This window comes from Dactylosporangium sp. NPDC000521 (assembly GCF_042898305.1).
Lineage (GTDB): Bacteria > Actinomycetota > Actinomycetes > Mycobacteriales > Micromonosporaceae > Dactylosporangium.
Genome location: NZ_JBIAYW010000036.1, coordinates 56211 through 73318, shown reverse-complemented (window position 1 = coordinate 73318; position 17108 = coordinate 56211). Strand labels below are relative to the sequence as shown.

17 protein-coding genes and 1 pseudogene are annotated in these 17108 nt (G+C 73.4%); 6 read left to right on the top strand and 12 right to left on the bottom strand.

What is annotated here, in order from left to right; all coding sequences use genetic code 11:
- The 4 genes and pseudogenes from ACFY3L_RS51485 to ACFY3L_RS51470 form a co-directional block, all read right to left on the bottom strand.
- A pseudogene (locus ACFY3L_RS51485) lies at positions 1 to 1739 on the bottom strand (hypothetical protein); the annotation flags it as partial.
- Between the two features lie 169 nt (positions 1740 to 1908).
- Complete coding sequence (locus tag ACFY3L_RS51480; protein WP_389342253.1) at positions 1909 to 3042, bottom strand: hypothetical protein; 1134 nt, start codon at positions 3040 to 3042, stop codon at positions 1909 to 1911.
- Entirely contained in the window at positions 3039 to 4988 is a 1950-nt protein-coding gene (locus ACFY3L_RS51475) for a hypothetical protein (RefSeq protein ID WP_389342250.1), read from the bottom strand. The genes ACFY3L_RS51480 and ACFY3L_RS51475 overlap by 4 nt, the downstream gene beginning before the upstream one ends.
- Positions 4985 to 6892: a hypothetical protein gene (locus ACFY3L_RS51470; protein ID WP_389342247.1), complete on the bottom strand. Its 1908-nt coding sequence runs from the start codon at positions 6890 to 6892 to the stop codon at positions 4985 to 4987. Before ACFY3L_RS51470 ends, ACFY3L_RS51475 begins: the two co-directional genes overlap by 4 nt.
- A gap of 216 nt (positions 6893 to 7108) precedes the next feature.
- Here ACFY3L_RS51470 and ACFY3L_RS51465 point away from each other — a divergent pair, with 216 nt between their 5' ends.
- A complete protein-coding gene (locus tag ACFY3L_RS51465; RefSeq protein ID WP_389342244.1) occupies positions 7109 to 7393 on the top strand; it encodes a hypothetical protein in 285 nt (94 codons plus the stop codon).
- Between the two features lie 127 nt (positions 7394 to 7520).
- Here the strand turns inward: ACFY3L_RS51465 and ACFY3L_RS51460 are convergent, their stop codons facing one another.
- From ACFY3L_RS51460 to ACFY3L_RS51450, 3 genes are all read right to left on the bottom strand, one after another.
- On the bottom strand, positions 7521 to 7799 hold the full coding sequence (locus ACFY3L_RS51460) for a hypothetical protein (protein ID WP_389342241.1): 279 nt from the start codon (positions 7797 to 7799) through the stop codon (positions 7521 to 7523).
- A gap of 272 nt (positions 7800 to 8071) precedes the next feature.
- Positions 8072 to 9451, bottom strand: a complete 1380-nt coding sequence (tnpB, locus tag ACFY3L_RS51455; protein ID WP_389342238.1) for an IS607 family element RNA-guided endonuclease TnpB — start codon at positions 9449 to 9451, stop codon at positions 8072 to 8074.
- Positions 9448 to 10026 carry an IS607 family transposase gene (locus ACFY3L_RS51450; protein WP_389342235.1) on the bottom strand — a complete coding sequence of 193 codons (579 nt, stop codon included), beginning with the start codon at positions 10024 to 10026 and terminating at the stop codon, positions 9448 to 9450. Before ACFY3L_RS51450 ends, tnpB begins: the two co-directional genes overlap by 4 nt.
- 13 nt (positions 10027 to 10039) lie before the next feature.
- Here ACFY3L_RS51450 and ACFY3L_RS51445 point away from each other — a divergent pair, with 13 nt between their 5' ends.
- Positions 10040 to 11476 carry an aminotransferase class I/II-fold pyridoxal phosphate-dependent enzyme gene (locus ACFY3L_RS51445; protein WP_389342262.1) on the top strand — a complete coding sequence of 479 codons (1437 nt, stop codon included), beginning with the start codon at positions 10040 to 10042 and terminating at the stop codon, positions 11474 to 11476.
- Here ACFY3L_RS51445 and ACFY3L_RS51440 read toward each other — a convergent pair.
- Positions 11389 to 12546 carry a hypothetical protein gene (locus ACFY3L_RS51440; RefSeq protein ID WP_389342232.1) on the bottom strand — a complete coding sequence of 386 codons (1158 nt, stop codon included), beginning with the start codon at positions 12544 to 12546 and terminating at the stop codon, positions 11389 to 11391. The genes ACFY3L_RS51445 and ACFY3L_RS51440 overlap by 88 nt on opposite strands.
- Before the next feature lie 166 nt (positions 12547 to 12712).
- Here ACFY3L_RS51440 and ACFY3L_RS51435 point away from each other — a divergent pair, with 166 nt between their 5' ends.
- From ACFY3L_RS51435 to ACFY3L_RS51420, 4 genes are read left to right on the top strand one after another with little or no spacing between them, the layout of a single operon-like run.
- Positions 12713 to 13060, top strand: a complete 348-nt coding sequence (locus ACFY3L_RS51435; RefSeq protein WP_389342229.1) for a YciI family protein — start codon at positions 12713 to 12715, stop codon at positions 13058 to 13060.
- Positions 13057 to 14223, top strand: a complete 1167-nt coding sequence (locus ACFY3L_RS51430; RefSeq protein WP_389342226.1) for an RNA polymerase sigma factor — start codon at positions 13057 to 13059, stop codon at positions 14221 to 14223. Before ACFY3L_RS51435 ends, ACFY3L_RS51430 begins: the two co-directional genes overlap by 4 nt.
- Positions 14224 to 14230: 7 nt before the next feature.
- A complete protein-coding gene (locus ACFY3L_RS51425; protein WP_389342223.1) occupies positions 14231 to 14896 on the top strand; it encodes a hypothetical protein in 666 nt (221 codons plus the stop codon).
- Between the two features lie 40 nt (positions 14897 to 14936).
- Positions 14937 to 15098, top strand: a complete 162-nt coding sequence (locus ACFY3L_RS51420; RefSeq protein ID WP_389342220.1) for a hypothetical protein — start codon at positions 14937 to 14939, stop codon at positions 15096 to 15098.
- 3 nt (positions 15099 to 15101) lie between these two features.
- On the opposite strand, the gene ACFY3L_RS51415 is transcribed toward ACFY3L_RS51420, so the two are convergent.
- From ACFY3L_RS51415 to ACFY3L_RS51400, 4 genes are read right to left on the bottom strand one after another with little or no spacing between them, the layout of a single operon-like run.
- A complete protein-coding gene (locus ACFY3L_RS51415) occupies positions 15102 to 15914 on the bottom strand; it encodes an alpha/beta fold hydrolase (protein WP_389342217.1) in 813 nt (270 codons plus the stop codon).
- A 24-nt stretch (positions 15915 to 15938) separates the two neighbouring features.
- Positions 15939 to 16100, bottom strand: coding sequence for a hypothetical protein (locus ACFY3L_RS51410; protein WP_389342214.1), 162 nt, complete (start codon positions 16098 to 16100; stop codon positions 15939 to 15941).
- 42 nt (positions 16101 to 16142) lie between these two features.
- The gene (locus tag ACFY3L_RS51405) at positions 16143 to 16298 is read right to left on the bottom strand and encodes a hypothetical protein (protein WP_389342211.1); all 156 of its coding nucleotides are present in this window, start codon (positions 16296 to 16298) and stop codon (positions 16143 to 16145) included.
- Between the two features lie 13 nt (positions 16299 to 16311).
- Positions 16312 to 17106, bottom strand: a complete 795-nt coding sequence (locus ACFY3L_RS51400; protein ID WP_389342208.1) for an MBL fold metallo-hydrolase — start codon at positions 17104 to 17106, stop codon at positions 16312 to 16314.
- Between the last annotated feature and the right edge of the window lie 2 nt (positions 17107 to 17108).

Genomic DNA, 17108 nt, shown 5'->3' with positions numbered 1-17108 from the left:
ATGGTGGCGTCGGGCCACAGCGCTTCCATGATGTCGGAGAGCTCCGCGCCGGCGCGGTGGAGGGCCAGGTAGGTGAGTAGGTCCTTGGCACGGCCGCGGAGTCCGGGTACCGGCTGGCCGCGCCGGTCGAGCACGCGCACGTCGCCGATGACCTGCACCCGCACCATCTCCGATGCCGGTTCGTCGGCGTCGGCGGGAGTGGACTCGGTGGGAACCTGGCGACGGGCGGCGTCGGCCGGCGCAGGTGCTCGCTCAGGTACGCGTGCGGACTGCCAGCTGAGCGTGGTGGGGCGCGGCGCGTCGACGATGACCGCTTGGATGTCGTACTGGCCGGCGGGCTCGACGGTGGCCGCGATCCGGGTGCGTTGTTCCGGGTCGGCTTGGGTCACGAGGACGATGGGCGTGAGGTCTTCGACGTCGCGGATGTCGGCGTAGTCGTCGGCGTCGTGTTCGGCGACGAGGCGGGCCCGGCGCAGCATCTCTGCTTCGACGGCGATGATGGCCTCGTCGACGGTCGTGGTGACGGTGAGTGCCGCCGCGTCGGAGGGTGCCGTCTGGTCGGGTCTGAGGTGCTGCAACGTGGCCCGAGGGATGATCACGCGGGTGGCGGGGTCGTCGACGAGTCGACGGGCGATCTCGTGCCGTTCCGCGGGGGTGCGGGCTTCTGGCGCTGCGGCTGCCTCGGGTCGGTCACCAGGTGCAGCCGTTGCGGCGGCGACTGGCTCGGCCGGTGCGGTCCTGCTCTTCGGAGTGCGGGCGCGGGCCGGCCTTGTGCCCGGGTGGCGGCGTCGGCGCAGCAGCACGGCGACGACCGGCGTGAGGATCAGCGCGAGCCACGGCAGCAGGTCAGTAAGCCGTTGGCTCGAGGCGGCGGTCGCCGGCGCGGCGCTCGAGGGGACGGACGGCGTAGGTGACGCGACGGTGGACGGCGCGGACATAGATGGCGCGGGCGTCGGTGGTGCGGTGGCGGCAGGTGGCGCGCTGCCGGTCGAGGCGGGTGGCTGCACGGTGGTAGCCGGCGGTGGCGTCACGGCCGGGAGCGGCATCTTCAGCCGCCAACCCGGGTAGATGACGTCGGGGTTGGTGAGGGTGCCGCCGACGTCGGTGAACCGGGTGCCGCGGTTGAGGGTGTAGATCTCCGGCCAGCGGTTCGCGTCGCCGAGCTCGTTCCGCGCGATCCGGGACAGGGCGTCGCCTCGCCGCACGACGTAGATCACCGGCTGCGGCGCCGGGGTCTCGACCGTGACGGGCGCGGCGGCGGACGCCGGAGTCTCGATCATGACCGGCGCTGCGGTGGTCACCGGCGAGGCCGCGGCGTCGTCGGCCTGCACGGCGGCGGTCGACGCGGGCGTAGTTGCGGCTGCGGCGGCGGCCGGCTGCAGCAACGCACCCAGCAGGCCGGCGGCAGCGGTGACCGCCCGGTGCAGCGGGACCGGCAGCCGCAGCGGTGCGCGGCCCTGGAGCGCAGCGGCGATGTCGGCGGCCGTCGCGTACAGCAGCCAACCCCACACCGCCCAGCCGGCGCCGACCGCGGCAAGGATCAGCAGCGGGCCGTTGAGCGGCTGGTCGAGTGTCTCGGCCCAGTCGATGCTGTCCCAGCAGGCGCGGGTCATCAGCCACAGCGGATACGGCAGGACCGCGAGGCCCGCCACGCCGACGATCACCGTCAGCCCGCCGAGCAGCACCCGGGAGAGCGCGTGGAGCGACCGGAGCCGCGACGGGATGCGGGCTGGATGCATCGGGACCTCCATCGCCGGCGGCACGCACCGGGTGACCTGTGGACCTCAGGACCTTCCCGGCAAGCGTCAGCCAACCGCCCGGCGGGCGGAACGGATCCGCAGGTCACACGGGATCACACACGGTCACACGCGGCCACACGAGGTCACACGAGGTCACACGGGCGGGGGCTTACCCGATCCAGGTGGGTGCGTTGTCCGCGACGCCGACCCTCCCGTCGACGGTGAACTCGACCGTCTTGCTCGCGTCGGTCCACTGGCGGGGCTCCAGGACGTCGAGGCTCCACTGGTACCGGACGGTCGCGATCCCCGGTGACGTCGTCTTGACGCTCACGACGGCGCGGTCGTCGACGCGCAGCATGATCGTCGGCAGCCGCTCGACCGTCCACACGGGCGGCTTCGTGAACGGCGACTGCGGGTCGTGCGCGAACGGGCACGTCTGCTGGAACGTCCGCCACTGCGGCGGGTACGGGTGGAACTCCTGCTGCTTGCCGCACTGCACGATCCGGTCCTGGATCTGCTGCTCGATCGCCGGCTGCACGTCCGGGCTCAGCGTCGGGGTGATGACCGCCGTCGGCGGGTCGACGCCGCCTGCGACGACGACGATCACCGTGGTCGCGGCGAACGGGACAGCGGCGTCAACGGCGACCGTGTATGCGCCGGGCGGTGCGAACCACCCCGGCTCGGCCGCGGTAGTGGACCGCTCGGTCATGTTCGGCCGGACGGTCACGCCGGCGACGTGGACCTCGTCGAAGGCCTCGGCACGCACGGTCAGCCGGGCACCGGGCAGCTCGCTGATGCCCCACCGGTGCCCGAGCATCCCGCTGCGGTGCCGGGTCAGCCCGACCGACTCTTCAGCGGACGTACCGCCGACCGTGTACCGGACCTTGACCTGGTGCTGGTCGCGGCCGAGGGCGGTGCTGGACAGGATGGTGACGTTCTCCGGCGCCTGGTAGCCGGTGGTGAGGCCGGGCGTGCTGCACAACGGGCTCCGCTCGCACCAGCCGAGGCTGTCGACGCGTTGCCCGTCGTGCGCGGTGAGTGCGGCGAACAGTGCCCGGACGAGGCTTTCCGGTGACTCGGTCGGCCCGATCCCCGAGCAGCGGACCGCGACGGCCGCGACCAGCAGGACTGCGACCGCGGCCGCCACCGACCGGACGCTCAGCCGGGCACGGCGGGGACCGGGTGAACCGCCGCCGCCCGCGGGCCGCAGCACCCGAGGGACGGGCGGTGTGGCCGGCAGCATCGGGTAGCCGGTCGTGTCGTAGTCGACGAGCACCGGCGGAGCGGTCGGTGTACCGGTCATCGTGGGGTCCGTTCTGGTGCGCCGCTGGTTGCGGGCACGCCGGGGTCCGTGGTGGTGAGCTCCTCGTACAGCTGCGCCGTGGCCGGTTCGGGCGCGTCGTCGTCCGCCGGCCGTTGGTCGAGCAGGGTGGTGTACGCACGGTGCACGCCCTCGAGGTCGCCGGCGGCGGCGTGGCGGCGCAGCACGGCTCGCACGATCGCCTCGTTGCCGGGAGCGACGCGCAGCGCCCGGTGCAGCAGCGCGAGGGCGGTGCCGTGGTCCGGTTCGGCGCCGGCCAGGTAGGTGAGGATGTCGATGCGGTGCCGGGCGGTGGCTTCGCGTACCGGCTGCAGCCAGGCTGCGGTCAGTCCTTCGGCGAGCTCACCGCGGTCGAGGTCCGCGGCCTGCCGCAGCAGTGCCCGGCGTTCGGCGGGCGTGGCGACGCTCGCCGCGGTGTCGAGCAGGTCGTGGAACCGCCACAGGTCGACGTCCACGGCCGCGGGATCCAGCCGGTACCGGCTGCCGCCGGTGAGCACGTTGGACCGTTCGACGACGTCGGCGCCGGTCGCCTGCTGCAGCTGTTGCCGCAGCTCCGACAGGGTGGTCGCGAACCGCCGGGCGGGACGCGTGGGCAGGTCGGGCCAGAGCGCGGCGGCGAGGTCGTCGCCGGTGGCGCCGTCGCGGTGCACGGCGAGCAGCACCAACAGGTGCATGCCGGCGGAACGCCGCACACTCACCGGTGATACCGCGTCACCGTCGGCGCACTCCACGCGGACCGGCCCGAGCACGCCGACGGACAGGCGCCGCGGTTCGGCGGGCGGTGCGACGGGATCCTGCACGGGAACCGGGGCTGAGTTCGGCGTGGCCTGCCGCAGTCCGGTGAGGACGACGGCCGCTGCGGCGGCGTTGAGCACCGCGAGCCGCACGTCCGCAGCCGCGACGGTGCCGTCGGCGCGAACCTCCCACGAGGGCAGCGACAACGCGGCGTCTAGCGACACGACGGTCATCCCGGCCGGGGTGGGCCCGTCATGTCGCTGGCTCCCGCCGCGCACGAGCAGTACCGGCTGACCCGCCGCAGCGAGTACCGCCCCGACCGTTGCCGCCGTGCCCTGGTCGTCGACGACGTTCAGGCCGGGCACCGCGGCCACTGCACCACCGATCAGCATCCGTAGATCACCGGACGAGATCACCACGGCCGGGCCGCGAGCGGACGCGGTCGCTGCAGCGGCCAGCACGGAGACCACCATCCCGCGCAGCGCGCTCACCGCCCCGGCACCGGAGAGGTGCACTCCCTCACCGGGAAGGTCCGCCAGATCCAGCCATCCGCCCGCCGCCACGCCGACGACGACCCGTCCTTCCATATCGGACGGTACCGGCAGCGGCGTCAGCTCTGGATCGTCACGGTGCGCCCCGCCCGGTGTCTGCGGCTGGTACTGGCGGCGGCGCTGCACCCAGATCAGGGCGGCCACCGCACCCGCGGCTGCCGCCGGCGCCGGGAGCCAGCCGGCACCGGCCACCTCGATGCCACGCTGCCGTGCCGGCGCCTCGGCGTGCTGGCGGGCGATGCCGCCGTCGTGGGTCGACGTCGCGACGAGTGTGTCATCGTTGGCCGGTTGGACGGCCGCCCCTTCGAGCAGCAGCGCGACCGTCCCGACCACGGCGCTGACCGACGTGTACAGCGGCGCCGGGGCACGCGACCGCACCCGGCCGGGGCGGCGGAGCCGGTCCACGGCCTCGAGGACCGCGCCGACCACCAGCCAGCCCCAGAACGCCCACGCGCAGGCGACGACGAGCAGGACCACGGTCGCCGCCGACAACGGCTCCGCCACCAGTTGCGCGACGTCCGGCGGGTCGGACAGCAACAGCCGGGTCAGCGACAGCAGCAGCCACGGCATCCCCGCCACCACGAGCAGGACCACAACCACGCCGGCGGCGGCACGCAGCACCAGCCGCCCGACACCCCTCACCGGGCCTGCCCCGCGGCCACCGTCTCACCCACGCCGCTGCCGGCGGGCTTCGGTTCCCGCAGCGCTGCGCCGCCGACGGCCGCCACGGTCCGCCGCAACCACCACCCCGCGACCACGACACCGAACGTCGCCGCGATCAGCCCGGTCGACCGGTCCTCCACCGTCGTCGCGGCCAGCAACGCCAGCGGCACCGCCGCCAGCGCCCGGGTCCAGACCCGGCGGGCCACCACCAGCGCCGCCGCGACACCCAGACATGCGGCACCGGCCCGGCCGATCGGGGTCATCGACTCTCTAACGTCGGGCCGGAACTGCTCCAGCCACCACAGCAACGGCCGCAGCTCGTACGGCGGAGCCGCCACGTCGTACCCGATCAGAAACCCGCCGGCACCCGCGAGGACGATCACCGCCAGCGGCAACCGGAACCACTGCGTCCACGCCTGCTCCACCAGCAGCGGCCGCACGACCACCGTCAGCCCGGCCGCGGCGACGGTGACGGCAACAGGTGTCGCGGCCAGCACCGACCACCGCAGCAGCGGCCACGCCGGCGCCTCGAAGTGGCCGACCGCGATGATCACGTACGTGACGCAGACCGCGAGTCCGGGTACCACGGACACCGCCAGCTGCACCCCGTACAGCCGGCGCCGCAGCCGCTCGTCAGCCGGTTGCCCCCGCCGCGCGCCGTGCAGCCAGGACGCGCCGACCGCGGTCGCGACGACGGCGAGGACCGCCGCCAGGCACAGCCCGCCCCAGTGCGCGAGCAGCGCACCGTCCTCGATCGAATGTTGCGGCCCGTACCGGTATGCGCCCGCCATGAACTGGGCGAACAACACCACCGACGCGACCGCGGCCAAAACCGCACCGGTCGCGTCCCAGACGCTCGACGCCACCGTGGTGTCCGCTGCCGGCACCGGCAGCTGGACCGCGCCGAGGACCGCCGCCACCTCCGGCTGCGGGACCGTCACCGGGCGGACGCCGACCGCGTCGCCGAACGCATCCGCGACAACCGGCAGCCGCGCTCCCCCACCGACACACACCAGCAGCCCCAGGTGCTCGCGGTCCACGTCAGCGGCCTCGACCGCCTGTACCGTCGCGGCGACAGCCGCGTCCACGACCCCGGCGGCCGCCTGCCGCAGCTGCGGCAACCCGAACACGATCTGCTCCCCCGACGGACCCGGAACCAGCACCGTCTGGGTCACCGACAGCGCCTCCTTCGCCAGCCTCGCCGGTTGCAGCAGCTCCGTGGCCCCGCCGGACGGCGCCAGGAACTCCGCGACCGCCGTGTCCAGCGCGTTACCACCCCCGTCCGCGGCGTCGACACTGGCGAGGACGTCGAATCCGCCACCGGTCCTGGACAGCACCGTCGCGGTGAACCCGGCACCCAGGTCGCAGACGACGAAGGCCTGCTCCGTCAGCTCGGCACCCCCGGCGAGCAGGTGCCAGCCCACCGCGACCGGCGCGGCCACGAGCTCCGCGTCACCCGCCCCCACCCGCTGCAGCGCAGTGCGCAGCGCCGCCCGCCGGCGTGGACCCCACGAGCCGGCGGTCACGACCCGCACCAGGGCGAGCGGCGAACCGGCGGCCTGTGCAGCAGCTCCTAGCGCCACCCGTAGCAGCGCCGCCACCAGCTCCGCGGTCTCGATCACGACCCCACCGGCGTCCACCGTGTCCGCGGTCAGCCGGCCCATCGGATCCGCGACGAGGCCCTCCGGGCGGTGCACCGCCCGACGGACCGCGACCGAGCCGGTCACCAGGCTGCCGTCCTGCTCCACCAGCACGCCCGACGGCGCCCAGCTCTCTCCGTCGAAGCGGATGAGGTGCACGACACCGTCCGGTCCCGCGTACGCGACCTTCATCCGGGCCGCACCGATGTCCACGGCCACGACGACCCCAGAACGCGAAGACATAGACACATCTTTACGCATCGAATCTTGACCGTGTGACCCGGTTGTCACACCCAGCGACACCGACTGTGCTCGATGCGACCGGCGCAACCGTCGCGGCCCGACGCCGCCCGGTTCGAGGGCCGCCCGGTCGAGTGATGGCCGAACCGCGTGTAGGCGAGACGCACGGCGGTGCTCGAACAGCGGGTCTGCGACACGGGGTCGAAACCTCGTCGTTCGGTGAGCACCGATGCCCACCACAAGCCGCGGGCGTCCGACTACCGGCAGACCGCGGCGGTCGCCGACACTGCCGCTGCGCCGGCACCGCTGCGCACCGGCAACCGCGACGGCGCGGCAGAGCTGGCCGGTGCCGCCCACACGCTGCGCCGGCTGGGCTGCGACCTGGCCCGCGGTCGGGCCCTCGTGGTGCTGCGCGAGGCGACCGGCGACGAGCGCCATACCCCGGCCATCGACGCGCTGCCGCACCAGGCCGCTCCCAGACACCGCTGGCCGGTAGCGTCGTGACCGCTCCAACTTGCCGCGCCGTGTGGTTGGTGGAGGTGGTGCGCTGAAGTTCGTTCAGCACAGCATGGAGGTGGCGCAGGTAGGCGGCGTCGACGTAGGTGACCGCCATCACCGGGTCACCGGGCCGCTATCGGCACGGGGCGTCGCCGATGAGGTCGTCGATGGCGCCGGCAGCGCGACCGGCGAGGTCGGGGGCGCCGGCTCGCGGGCCGCGCTCACCGCCGGGCCGGCCGCCGCCGCGCAGCATCGCCGTGACCGACGGCAGCGCGGTGCCGGTGGTCACCTCCAGCGGCAGCCCTTCGAGGGCGGCGAGCACCTTCCGCCGGGTGCGCGGCAGGTGCAGGCCGATCTCCGGGTGCCGGCGCAGGTCCCGGCGCAGGTCGATGAGATCGTCACGCAGTCCCATCCCGCAGACGCTGTCGCGTCCACGGAGCCCTCGCCGCAGTGAGCAGGTGCTGGCGGCCCGCCCGCCCCGTTCCGGACGTGGGCGTCCCTCGACGCCTCGGCGTTCACCTCCTGCGGCTGCCTCACCCGGCCGGCGGTACCGCGTTTCACCCGGCCCTCGGCGCGGTAAGCGGGCAAGGTGCGAACGTTCAAGATGGAACACAGCGAAGCGCCCCTGCTCGACGCCCTCGCGGACTACCACCGCCAGGACCGGTACGGGTTCACCGTTACCTCTCAGTGCGCTTTAGTGAGCACACGGTTGGTAGTCCCACCTTGCGGCGGGACGGTCCCGGTCTGACCGATTGATGCCGTGCCGGGTTGACGCTTCACGGCCACCTGCCCGCGGATGCGGGTCTTCTGGTCGGCTCCACGTCCTGCCACCGGGCCACTCCCGGTGGTGCTGAACTCAGCCGCGAGCGCGGCCAGGTTCAGTGAGGCGTTGCAGTCCCGGTCGATGACCAGGCCGCACGCCTCGCAGTGGTATTCGCGCACGGCCAGGGACAGCTTGGCTTTCGCTGCGCCGCAACCCGAGCAGGTCTTGGAGGACGGATACCAGCGGTCGGCGATCAGGAGTCGGCCGCCGTTCCATCCGGTCTTATACGCCAGTTGGCGGCGGATCTCCGCGAACCCGGCGTCGGCGATGTGCCGGGCAAGCCGCCGGTTGGCGAGCATCCCGGTCACGTTGAGGTCTTCGACCACGACGGTGCCGTGGGTGGTGGCGAGGCGGGTGGTGAGCTTGTGCAAGCCGTCACGGCGCAGGTTGGCCACCCGGGCATGGGCGCGGCCGAGCCGAGCCGCGGCGCGTTCCCAGCGTTTCGACGGGCGTCGCCCGGTTCGCCGGTCCGGGCCGGTCTTACGCGACAACGCCCGGCCAAGCGCCCGGAGCCGGGCCTGCGCGGTGGCCATGTGGCGCGGGTTGGGCACCATCTCGCCAGTGGACAGCACCGCGAGGTGTTTGATCCCGACGTCGACACCGACCACGGAGTCCGGTCGGGCCGGCACTCGTTCGGCGCGTTCGACTTCGACGGTGAACGCGACGTGCCACCGGCCGCCGTCACGCCGCACGGTTGCGGACATGATCCGGGCGGTGCCGTTGTCGAGGCGGCGGGCGAGTTTGCGGGCCGACTCGTGCAGCTTCAGGCGGCCCAGCCGGGGCAACACCACGTGCATGCGGTCCGGCTCCATGCGAATCGCGCCGGTGGTGAACCGCACGCCGGGTGTGGCGCGTCGGCGGGACTTGAACCGGGGGAAACCGACCGGGCGGCCTGCTCGTTTGCCGGTGCGTGAGTCGGTCCAGTTCTTCAAGCCGCGGGCCAGGGCGTCCAAGCCGGTGTTGAACGCCTCTTTGGACACCTCGCCCCACCACGGCGCAACCTGTGGTTTTGCGGAGTTCCATGCCTTGCGCAGCGCGGGCAACGACCACGACAGCGACGGGGTCAGAAGCTCGTCCGGCACGCCGTAGGTGCGCTCCGCGGCGCGCTGATCCATCACCGCTTTCACCCGGGCGAGAGCCCAGTTGTGGGCGACCCGGGCCGCTCCGGCGTGCGCGAGCACGTCGCGTTCCTGGCCGGGGTTGAGGTCGAGCGCGTACCGATATGCCTGGATCGTCTTCACGCCGGGTCCTCGGTGGCGGCTTCGACCGCGCGGCGGGCACGGTTCGCCGCGGCACAACGGCCGTATAGCCGCGCACACAGCGACGTCAGGATCTCCGTCACATCGCGCACCAGGTCGTCGTCGACCTCAGCCGGGTCAACCACCAGCAGGCGGCGGCCCTGTGCGGACAGGGCCGCCTCAACGTACTCGGCGCCGAACCGGGCGAACCGGTCCCGGTGCTCGACGACGATCGTCGACACGGCGGGGTCGCGTAGCAGGGCTAGGAACCTTTTGCGTTGCCCGTTCAGCACGGAGCCAACCTCGGTCACCACCCGGTCAACGGGCAGCCTCTGACCGGTGGCCCACACGGTCACTCGGGCGACCTGCCGATCCAAATCCGCCTTCTGATCGGCCGACGACACTCGGGCGTACACCACCGTCTGCCCAACCTCTGCCAACGCGCCGGTGACCGGCTCCCCGACCATGATCAGGCGACCGATTCGGTACGTGGGAACAGGCAGCGTTCCGGCCGCGTACTGCCGCCGAGCGGTGATGTACGCGATGCCGGTGGACGCCGCCCACTCCTTGAGGTTCACCACACCATCATAGCTGCCTAAAGAGCGCCAAAGATGTTCGGCACGCCATCAGCTAGCCACCCCGCCCGGGCACCGCCAGGGCCGCGGCACCGACCCGCGCGCCCGGGACATCCTCGGCGCCGCCACGTTCCGCGCGGACGTGCTGGCATCGGCGGGCCTGGACGACCGGTCGTCCTCGAACGGCTACCTGTCACGGGCCCAGGAGCTGATGGCCGACGCAGTCAGCGCCGAGAAGGCCTTCTTCTCCACGGCGGGCAGCTCCCTGTCCGTGAAGGCGTCCATGCTCGCGGTCGCGGGCGGCAAGGGCCAGCTGCTGCTGAGCCGCGACGTGCACAAGTCGATCGTCGCCGGGCTCGTCTTCACCGGCGTCGAGCCGCGCTGGATCCACGTCCGCTACGACGAGCGCCTGCACATCGCGCACCCGCCGTCGCCGGAGCAGCTGGAGGAGGCGTGGCGGCAGCACCCTGACGCGGCCGGCGCGCTGGTCGTGAGCCCGACGCCGTACGGCACGTGCGCCGACCTCGAGGCGCTCGCCGAGATCTGCCACCGCCGCGGCAAGCCGCTCATCGTCGACGAGGCGTGGGGCGCGCACCTGCCCTTCCACGAGGACCTGCCGACCTGGGCGATGGACGCCGGCGCCGACATCTGCGTGGTCAGCGTCCACAAGATGGGCATGGGCTTCGAGCAGGGCTCGGTCTTCCACACCCAGGGCGACCTGGTGGACCCGAGCCACCTCTTCGCCTGCGCGGACCTGCTGATGACCACCAGCGCCAGCGTGATCGTCTACGCCGGCATCGACGGCTGGCGCCGCCAGATGGTCGAGCGCGGCGACCAGCTCCTCGGCGACGCCCTGAAGCTCACCGAGGACGTCCGGGCCCGGCTCGCCGAGCTCGACGGCGTGCACGTGCTGCGCGACGAGCTCGTCGCCGCCGAGGCCAGCCACGACCTCGACCCGATGCACGTCCTCATGGACGTCAGCGACCTCGGCATCAGCGGCTATCAGGCCGCCGACTGGCTGCGCGAGCACTGCCGCGTCGACATGGGCCTGTCCGACCACCGCCGGGTCGAGGCCACGCTGTCGATGGCCGACGACGCCGCAAGCGCCGACCGGCTCGTCGACGCGATGGCCGCCCTGGTCGAGGCGGCCCCGTCGCTGCCCACGCCGAAGCCCGTGCACCTGCCGCCGCCGGCGGACTTCGACCTGGAGCCCGTGCAGCTGCCCCGCGACGCGTTCTTCGGCCCCACCGAGACCGTCCCGGTCGGGAAGGCCGCCGGGCGGGTGTGCGCCGAGCAGATCACGCCGTACCCGCCGGGCATCCCCGCGATCGTCCCGGGCGAGCGGATCACGCAGGAGCTGCTGGACTACCTGCGCACCGGGCTGGCCGCCGGGATGGTCCTGCCCGACCCCGCCGACACGACACTGGAGACCGTCCGCGTCACCGCCGCCTGACCCCCCTGGTCCGCTTCCGCCGCGACCCAGGCGCCCGAGGCGCCGCGCTCCAGACGGGCGACGCCGACATGCCGGTCGGCGATGCCGTAGAACAGGTACTGCCGCTCCCCGATGCACGCCAGCGCGCTCGGGAACACGATGTGCCGGTCGATGCCGGCCTGCTCCTCGCGGGTCTGCGGGGCGAGGAGCGGCTCGGTGGTGCGGTAGCGGACGCGGGTGACGTCGTCGGCGTCGAGGATCATCGCGCCCGCGGCGTAGTCGAGCCTCGGCACCGGCCCGTCGATGGCGTGCTCGCTGACGCCGTGGTGCACGACCAGCCAGCCTTCGGGCACCCGCACGGGCGGCGCCCCCGCCCCGATCTTGAACGCCTCGAACGGGTACTGCGGCAACGCCACCGGGCGGTGCTGCCCGAGCCGCACGAACGTCCCCAGGTCCGCCACGACGTCGTCGACCGGCACGAACGACACCCAGATGCCGTGCCTCGGGTCGTCCACCCCGACCGGCAGGCCCAGCTCCTCGCTCCACATGGGACGGTGCAGGAACCCGAACGCGCTCGTGCCGTCGGGCGCGCGCACCGGCTCGGGGAACATGACGACGTCCTTGTTGGGGAACATGTTCAGGTCGTGCGCCAGGCCGGCGTCGTACGCGAAGTGCAGCGGCCCGAGCCGCCGCCACTCCCGGAGGTCCTTCGACACCGCGAGCGCCGGCCGGGCGCCGTAGGGCCCTTGCGCCGTGTACGCCAGGACGTACAGGCCGAGCCGGTCGACCCAGGTCAGCCGGGGGTCCTCGACGCCGCCGCGTCCGCCGCCGCGCTCCCACGCCTCGTCCGGCCCCAGCGCGATCCCGTCGCGGCGCACCCCCACCGGCACGCCGTCCTCGACCACGATCTCCGCCCGCCGCAGCCGGGACACGTTGCCCTCGGCGGTGACCCGCGCCAGCAGGACCCAGCGGCCGTCCGGGGCCTGCGCGACCGCCGGGTTGAACGCGCCCCAGAACTCCATCGGATCGTCCAGGTCCGGCGACATGATCGTGCCCAGCCGCAGGAATCCGTAGTCAGGTGCCCCACTCACCACCTCATGATTCCCCCATCACGGCCCGGACAATCACATTGCGTAGCGATTCGCACACTTGTGGTAGCCGGGCCGAACGATACGACGTTCGCCTCCCGGGGGCTGTCGATCTCGTGGCCCGCCGTTCGTCTTACTGCCAGTCTGGAAACCCGACGAGGAGGCAGCGATGCAGTACGTCATGCTCATCTACCAAGGCCCGGCGCTCGAGCGGCAGGCTGCGCTCACCGAGAAGGAGCAGCAGCAGGTCTACGCCGACTACCAGGCGATCAACCGGACCCCCGGGGTCACCGCCGTGCCACCGCTGGGCCTCGCCGAGCACGCGACCACCGTGCGGGTGGAGGGCGGCAGGACCCTGACGACCGACGGCCCGTTCGCCGGGATGAAGGAGGCCATCGGGGGCGTGTTCATCCTCGAGGCCGACGACCTCGACGCGGCCATCGAGGTGGCCGCCCGCGTCCCGGCGGCCCGCTACGGCGGCGCCGTGGAGATCCGGCCATCGGCAGTGTATTGGTGACGCCACTCGACGGGATCTTCCGTGCCGAGTGGGGGCGCGTCCTGGCCACCCTCATCGGCGTCCTCGGCGACTTCGACCTCGCCGAGGACGCCGCGCAGGAGGCGTTCGCCATCGCCGCGGACCACTGGCCGCGCGACGGCGTGCCGGCCAACCCGCGCGCCTGGCTGATCCGCACGGCACGGAACCGCGCCACCGACCACATCCGCCGCGAGCGGGCGCTCGTGCCCCGGCTGGCGCTGCTCGCCGCCACCCAGGAGGTGGAGATGACCGCGGTCCCCGACGAGCGCCTGGAGCTCATCTTCACCTGCTGCCACCCGGCGCTCGCGGTCGAGGCCCAGGTCGCGCTCACCCTGCGGACCCTCGGCGGCCTGACCACCGGCGAGATCGCCCGCGCCCTGCTCGTGCCGGAGCGCACCATGGCGCAGCGCCTGGTCCGCGCCAAACGCAAGATCAAGGCGGCCGGGATCCCGTTCCGCATCCCGCCGGACCACCTGCTCCGGGAGCGGCTCGACGCGGTGCTTACCGTCGTGTACCTGATCTTCAACGAGGGCTACGGCGGCCGCGACGAGCTCGCCGCCGAGGCGATCTGGCTGGGCCGCGCGCTGACCGAGCTGCTGCCCGGCGACCCCGAGGTGCACGGCCTGCTGGCGATGATGCTGCTGCACGACTCCCGCCGCGAGACCCGCTTCCACGACGGCGAGCTGGTGCTGCTGGAGGACCAGGACCCGACCCGGTGGAACACCGCACAGATCGCCCAGGGCCGCGCCGTGCTCGACCGGGCGATCGCCCTGGGCGGCCGCGGCCCCTACGTCCTGCAGGGCGCGATCGCGGCCCTGCACGCCGAGACACCGTGCGACTGGCCGCAGATCGCCGCCCTGTACGGCGAGCTCGCCCGCCTGACCGCCTCACCGGTCGTCGAGCTGAACCGTGCCATCGCCGTCGCCGAGACCGAGGGCCCACTGGCCGGCCTGCGCATCGTCGACACCCTCGGCCTGGACGACTTCCGCTACCTGCACTCGACCAGGGCCGAGCTGCTGCGCCGCCTCGGCCGCACCGCGGAGGCACGCGCCGCCTACCTCCGCGCGCGGGCCCTCACCGACGACGGCCCTGAGCGCCGCTTCCTGGACCGCCGCCTCACCGAACTCCCGCACGGCTTGGTGTGATCTGGCCGTGGGCTGGAACGACGAGGCGCTCGGTGAGCGCGGGGAGCCGGCGGGGGCGCCGGACGAGGTGGCGGTGCTGGAGCGGTGGATCGGAGGGGCGCTGCCGGCGGCGGTCCGGGAGTGGTTCCTGCTCGGCGGGGACCGGCGCCTCGCGGCGGTCAGTTCGAACCTGGTCACCACGGCGAGGGATTTCGGGAGCCCAGCCGTCGGACGGTTCCTCGACGGCGGACACCTGCTGCTGGAGACCGACGGCCAGCACTGCTGCCGGTGGGTCGTGGAGGTCGAGGCGGCATACGGCGATCCGCCGGTGTACCTGGTCGACCCGGACGACGACGCCTGCACGACGCGGAGCCGGTATGCCGCGGCGTTCTCCGACTACGCCTTCGCGCAGGCGTGGGATGCGGTGCTGTGGGCCGGTGAGGTGGCGGCCGGCTTCGATCACCCCCTGCCGGCCGGTGCCCTCGAAGCGCTCAAGGGCAGGCTCACCACACTGCCGGTGACGTACGGGTGGGCGATGAACCAGGGGTGCGACGCGGTGTACCGGTTCGGGGGCCAGGCGAGGGTCGCCGTGGCGGTGGTCGGCGGCACCGCCGTGTGGAGCGCGGTCGCGGCGGCCGACGACGGGGTGCGGAGGGCGCTGGCCGGGCTGGTCGGGGCGGACGGCGATGTTTGACCGCGGTCCCGGGTGGTGAGTGAGGGCAGAGGAACGCTCCGTGACGCTTGGAGATGGCATGGCGCAGCAGCAGACACCCCGGCGGCCGGGGTCGGCACCGCCGTCGACGCCGCCGGCGCGGCGGGACGAGCAGCAGCGGGGGTCCGTTCAGGACGGGCGGGAGCCGAAGGCGGCGGAGCTCGTGGTCGACGCGGCGGAGTGACGCCTACCGGGTCGCGCGCAGCCGGACCTGCTCGGCGAATGCGGTGGCGTACGCGGCGACGGCCGGGCCGGCGGTGGTGACGGCGTTGTGGGCGGCCCACGGCACCGGCGCCGCGATGGCATCGGGAGTGATCGCGGTGGCCGTGGTGAGCCAGCGGGGCGGGGCGATCGGGTCGTGCTCGCCGCGCAGGAAAAGCACCGGCGCCGCCACGTGCGGCAGGACGTCCTCGATGTGGTGGCGGACGCTGTGCCGCAGCGTGGCCGCGACCCGCTGGGGGCCCGCGTCGCGGAGGTCGGCGGCCAGGATCCTGGCCTGCCGCGGGTCCTCGCGGAGCAGGTCCCGCAGCCAGCGGCGGGCCTGGCCGGCGGCGGTCGGGGCGGCGGGGTCAACGGTCGGGCCGACGAGGACGAGCAGCGCGACGAGGTCCGGGCGGCGGACGGCCAGCTCGGCGGCGACCTGACAGCCGAAGGAGTTGCCCAGCACGCACGCGCCGCTGACGCCGGAGACGTCCAGCAGCGCGGCGACCACGTCGGCGTGGCGGCCCGGGCCGAACGTCGTGGGCGGGCGCTGGGACAGGCCGAAGCCCGGCAGGTCCGGCACCAGCACGTCGCCGTGCTCGAAGGCGGTCGCGGTCGGCATCAGGTACCGGTGCGACACCGCGAGACCGTGCAGCAGCAGCCACCGCGGCTCCGCCGGGTCGTGGCCGGTGCGCGAGCGGACGTGCAGCCGCAGGCCGAGCACGTCGACCATGCGGCTGCGGAACCCCGCGGCGGGCCGGGGCGCGGCCAGGCACCAGCGGAGCTCGTCGCGGTTCACCGGCTCCCGGTACCCCGCCCGGAGTCAGTCCATGCCGGCGCGGCCGTCCGGGCTTTCCGGCTCCTCGGCGTGCTCGGGGCCGCCGGCGGTCTCGTCGGCGAAGGTGGTGTCCTGATGTTCTTCGGAGAAGTCCCCCGACTCGTCGTCCGGCAGGGCTTCCAGGTTGTGCGGCGTCGCATCGGTCACGGCGGGCACCTTTCAGTCGGGCGGTTCGGAGGCCGTCTCGTCTCAGTCGGGCGGTTCGGGGGCCGTCTCGTCGGTCGTCACGTCCTCGTCGCGGGGGCGCTCGCGGCCCTCCAGCGACATCGCATCCGAGTCCGTGGCCGGCTCCGGCGGCTGGTCGTCGTCGAGGAACTCGAGGAACGGGTCGGGCTGGATGGTCATGGCGATTCCCCCCTCACTGGATCGCGGACACGGCGGTCAGGTCGACCGTCTCGCCGCGGGACATGGTGCGTACCGGAAGGCCGTCGGCGAGCCGCTCGAAGTGGTGCAGCGGGTCGCGCATGACGGTGTAGTCCTCGTAGTGGATCGGCAGGATGCTGCGCGGGCGGATCAGGCGCGACAGCGCGACCCCGTCGCGGGCGTCCATGGTGACCAGCACGCCGAGGATGCGGGTGCCGCCCAGGTGCACGAGGGCCGCGTCGATGTCGCCGAAGCGTTCGGGGATCTTCCCCAGCACCGACCGGCGGAAGAGCGTGTCGCCGGTGACGTAGAGCCGCAGCCGCCGCTGCCCGTCGCGCGACCAGTCGATGACGGTGCCCATCGTCTCCGGCAGCGCCAGGTGCACGCCGGCCGGGCCGTGCTGCGCGGGGACGGCGGTGATCCGCAGCTCCTCGCCGCCGCGCTGCCAGGTGACGCCCTCCCACGTGGCCAGGCCGACCGCTTCGGTGAAGCGCCACTTGGACAGGCGGCGCTGGGCCTGGCGGGTCGTCACGAACGGCAGGTCGCGGGGCAGTCCGCGCCGGGCGACCCGGTCGAAGTGGTCACCGTGCAGGTGCGACAGCACGACCCCGTCGAGCGGCGGGAGTTCCTCGATGCCCAGCGCCGGCTCGAGGCGGCGCTTCGACCACATGCCGTAGCCGAGGTACGCGCGCTGCCCGGCATGCAGGAAGTTGGGGTCGGTCAGCAGCGTGAACGCGCCGAGTCGCAGCAGCACCGTCGCGTTGCCGATGAATGTCGCCGACGCGTCCATGG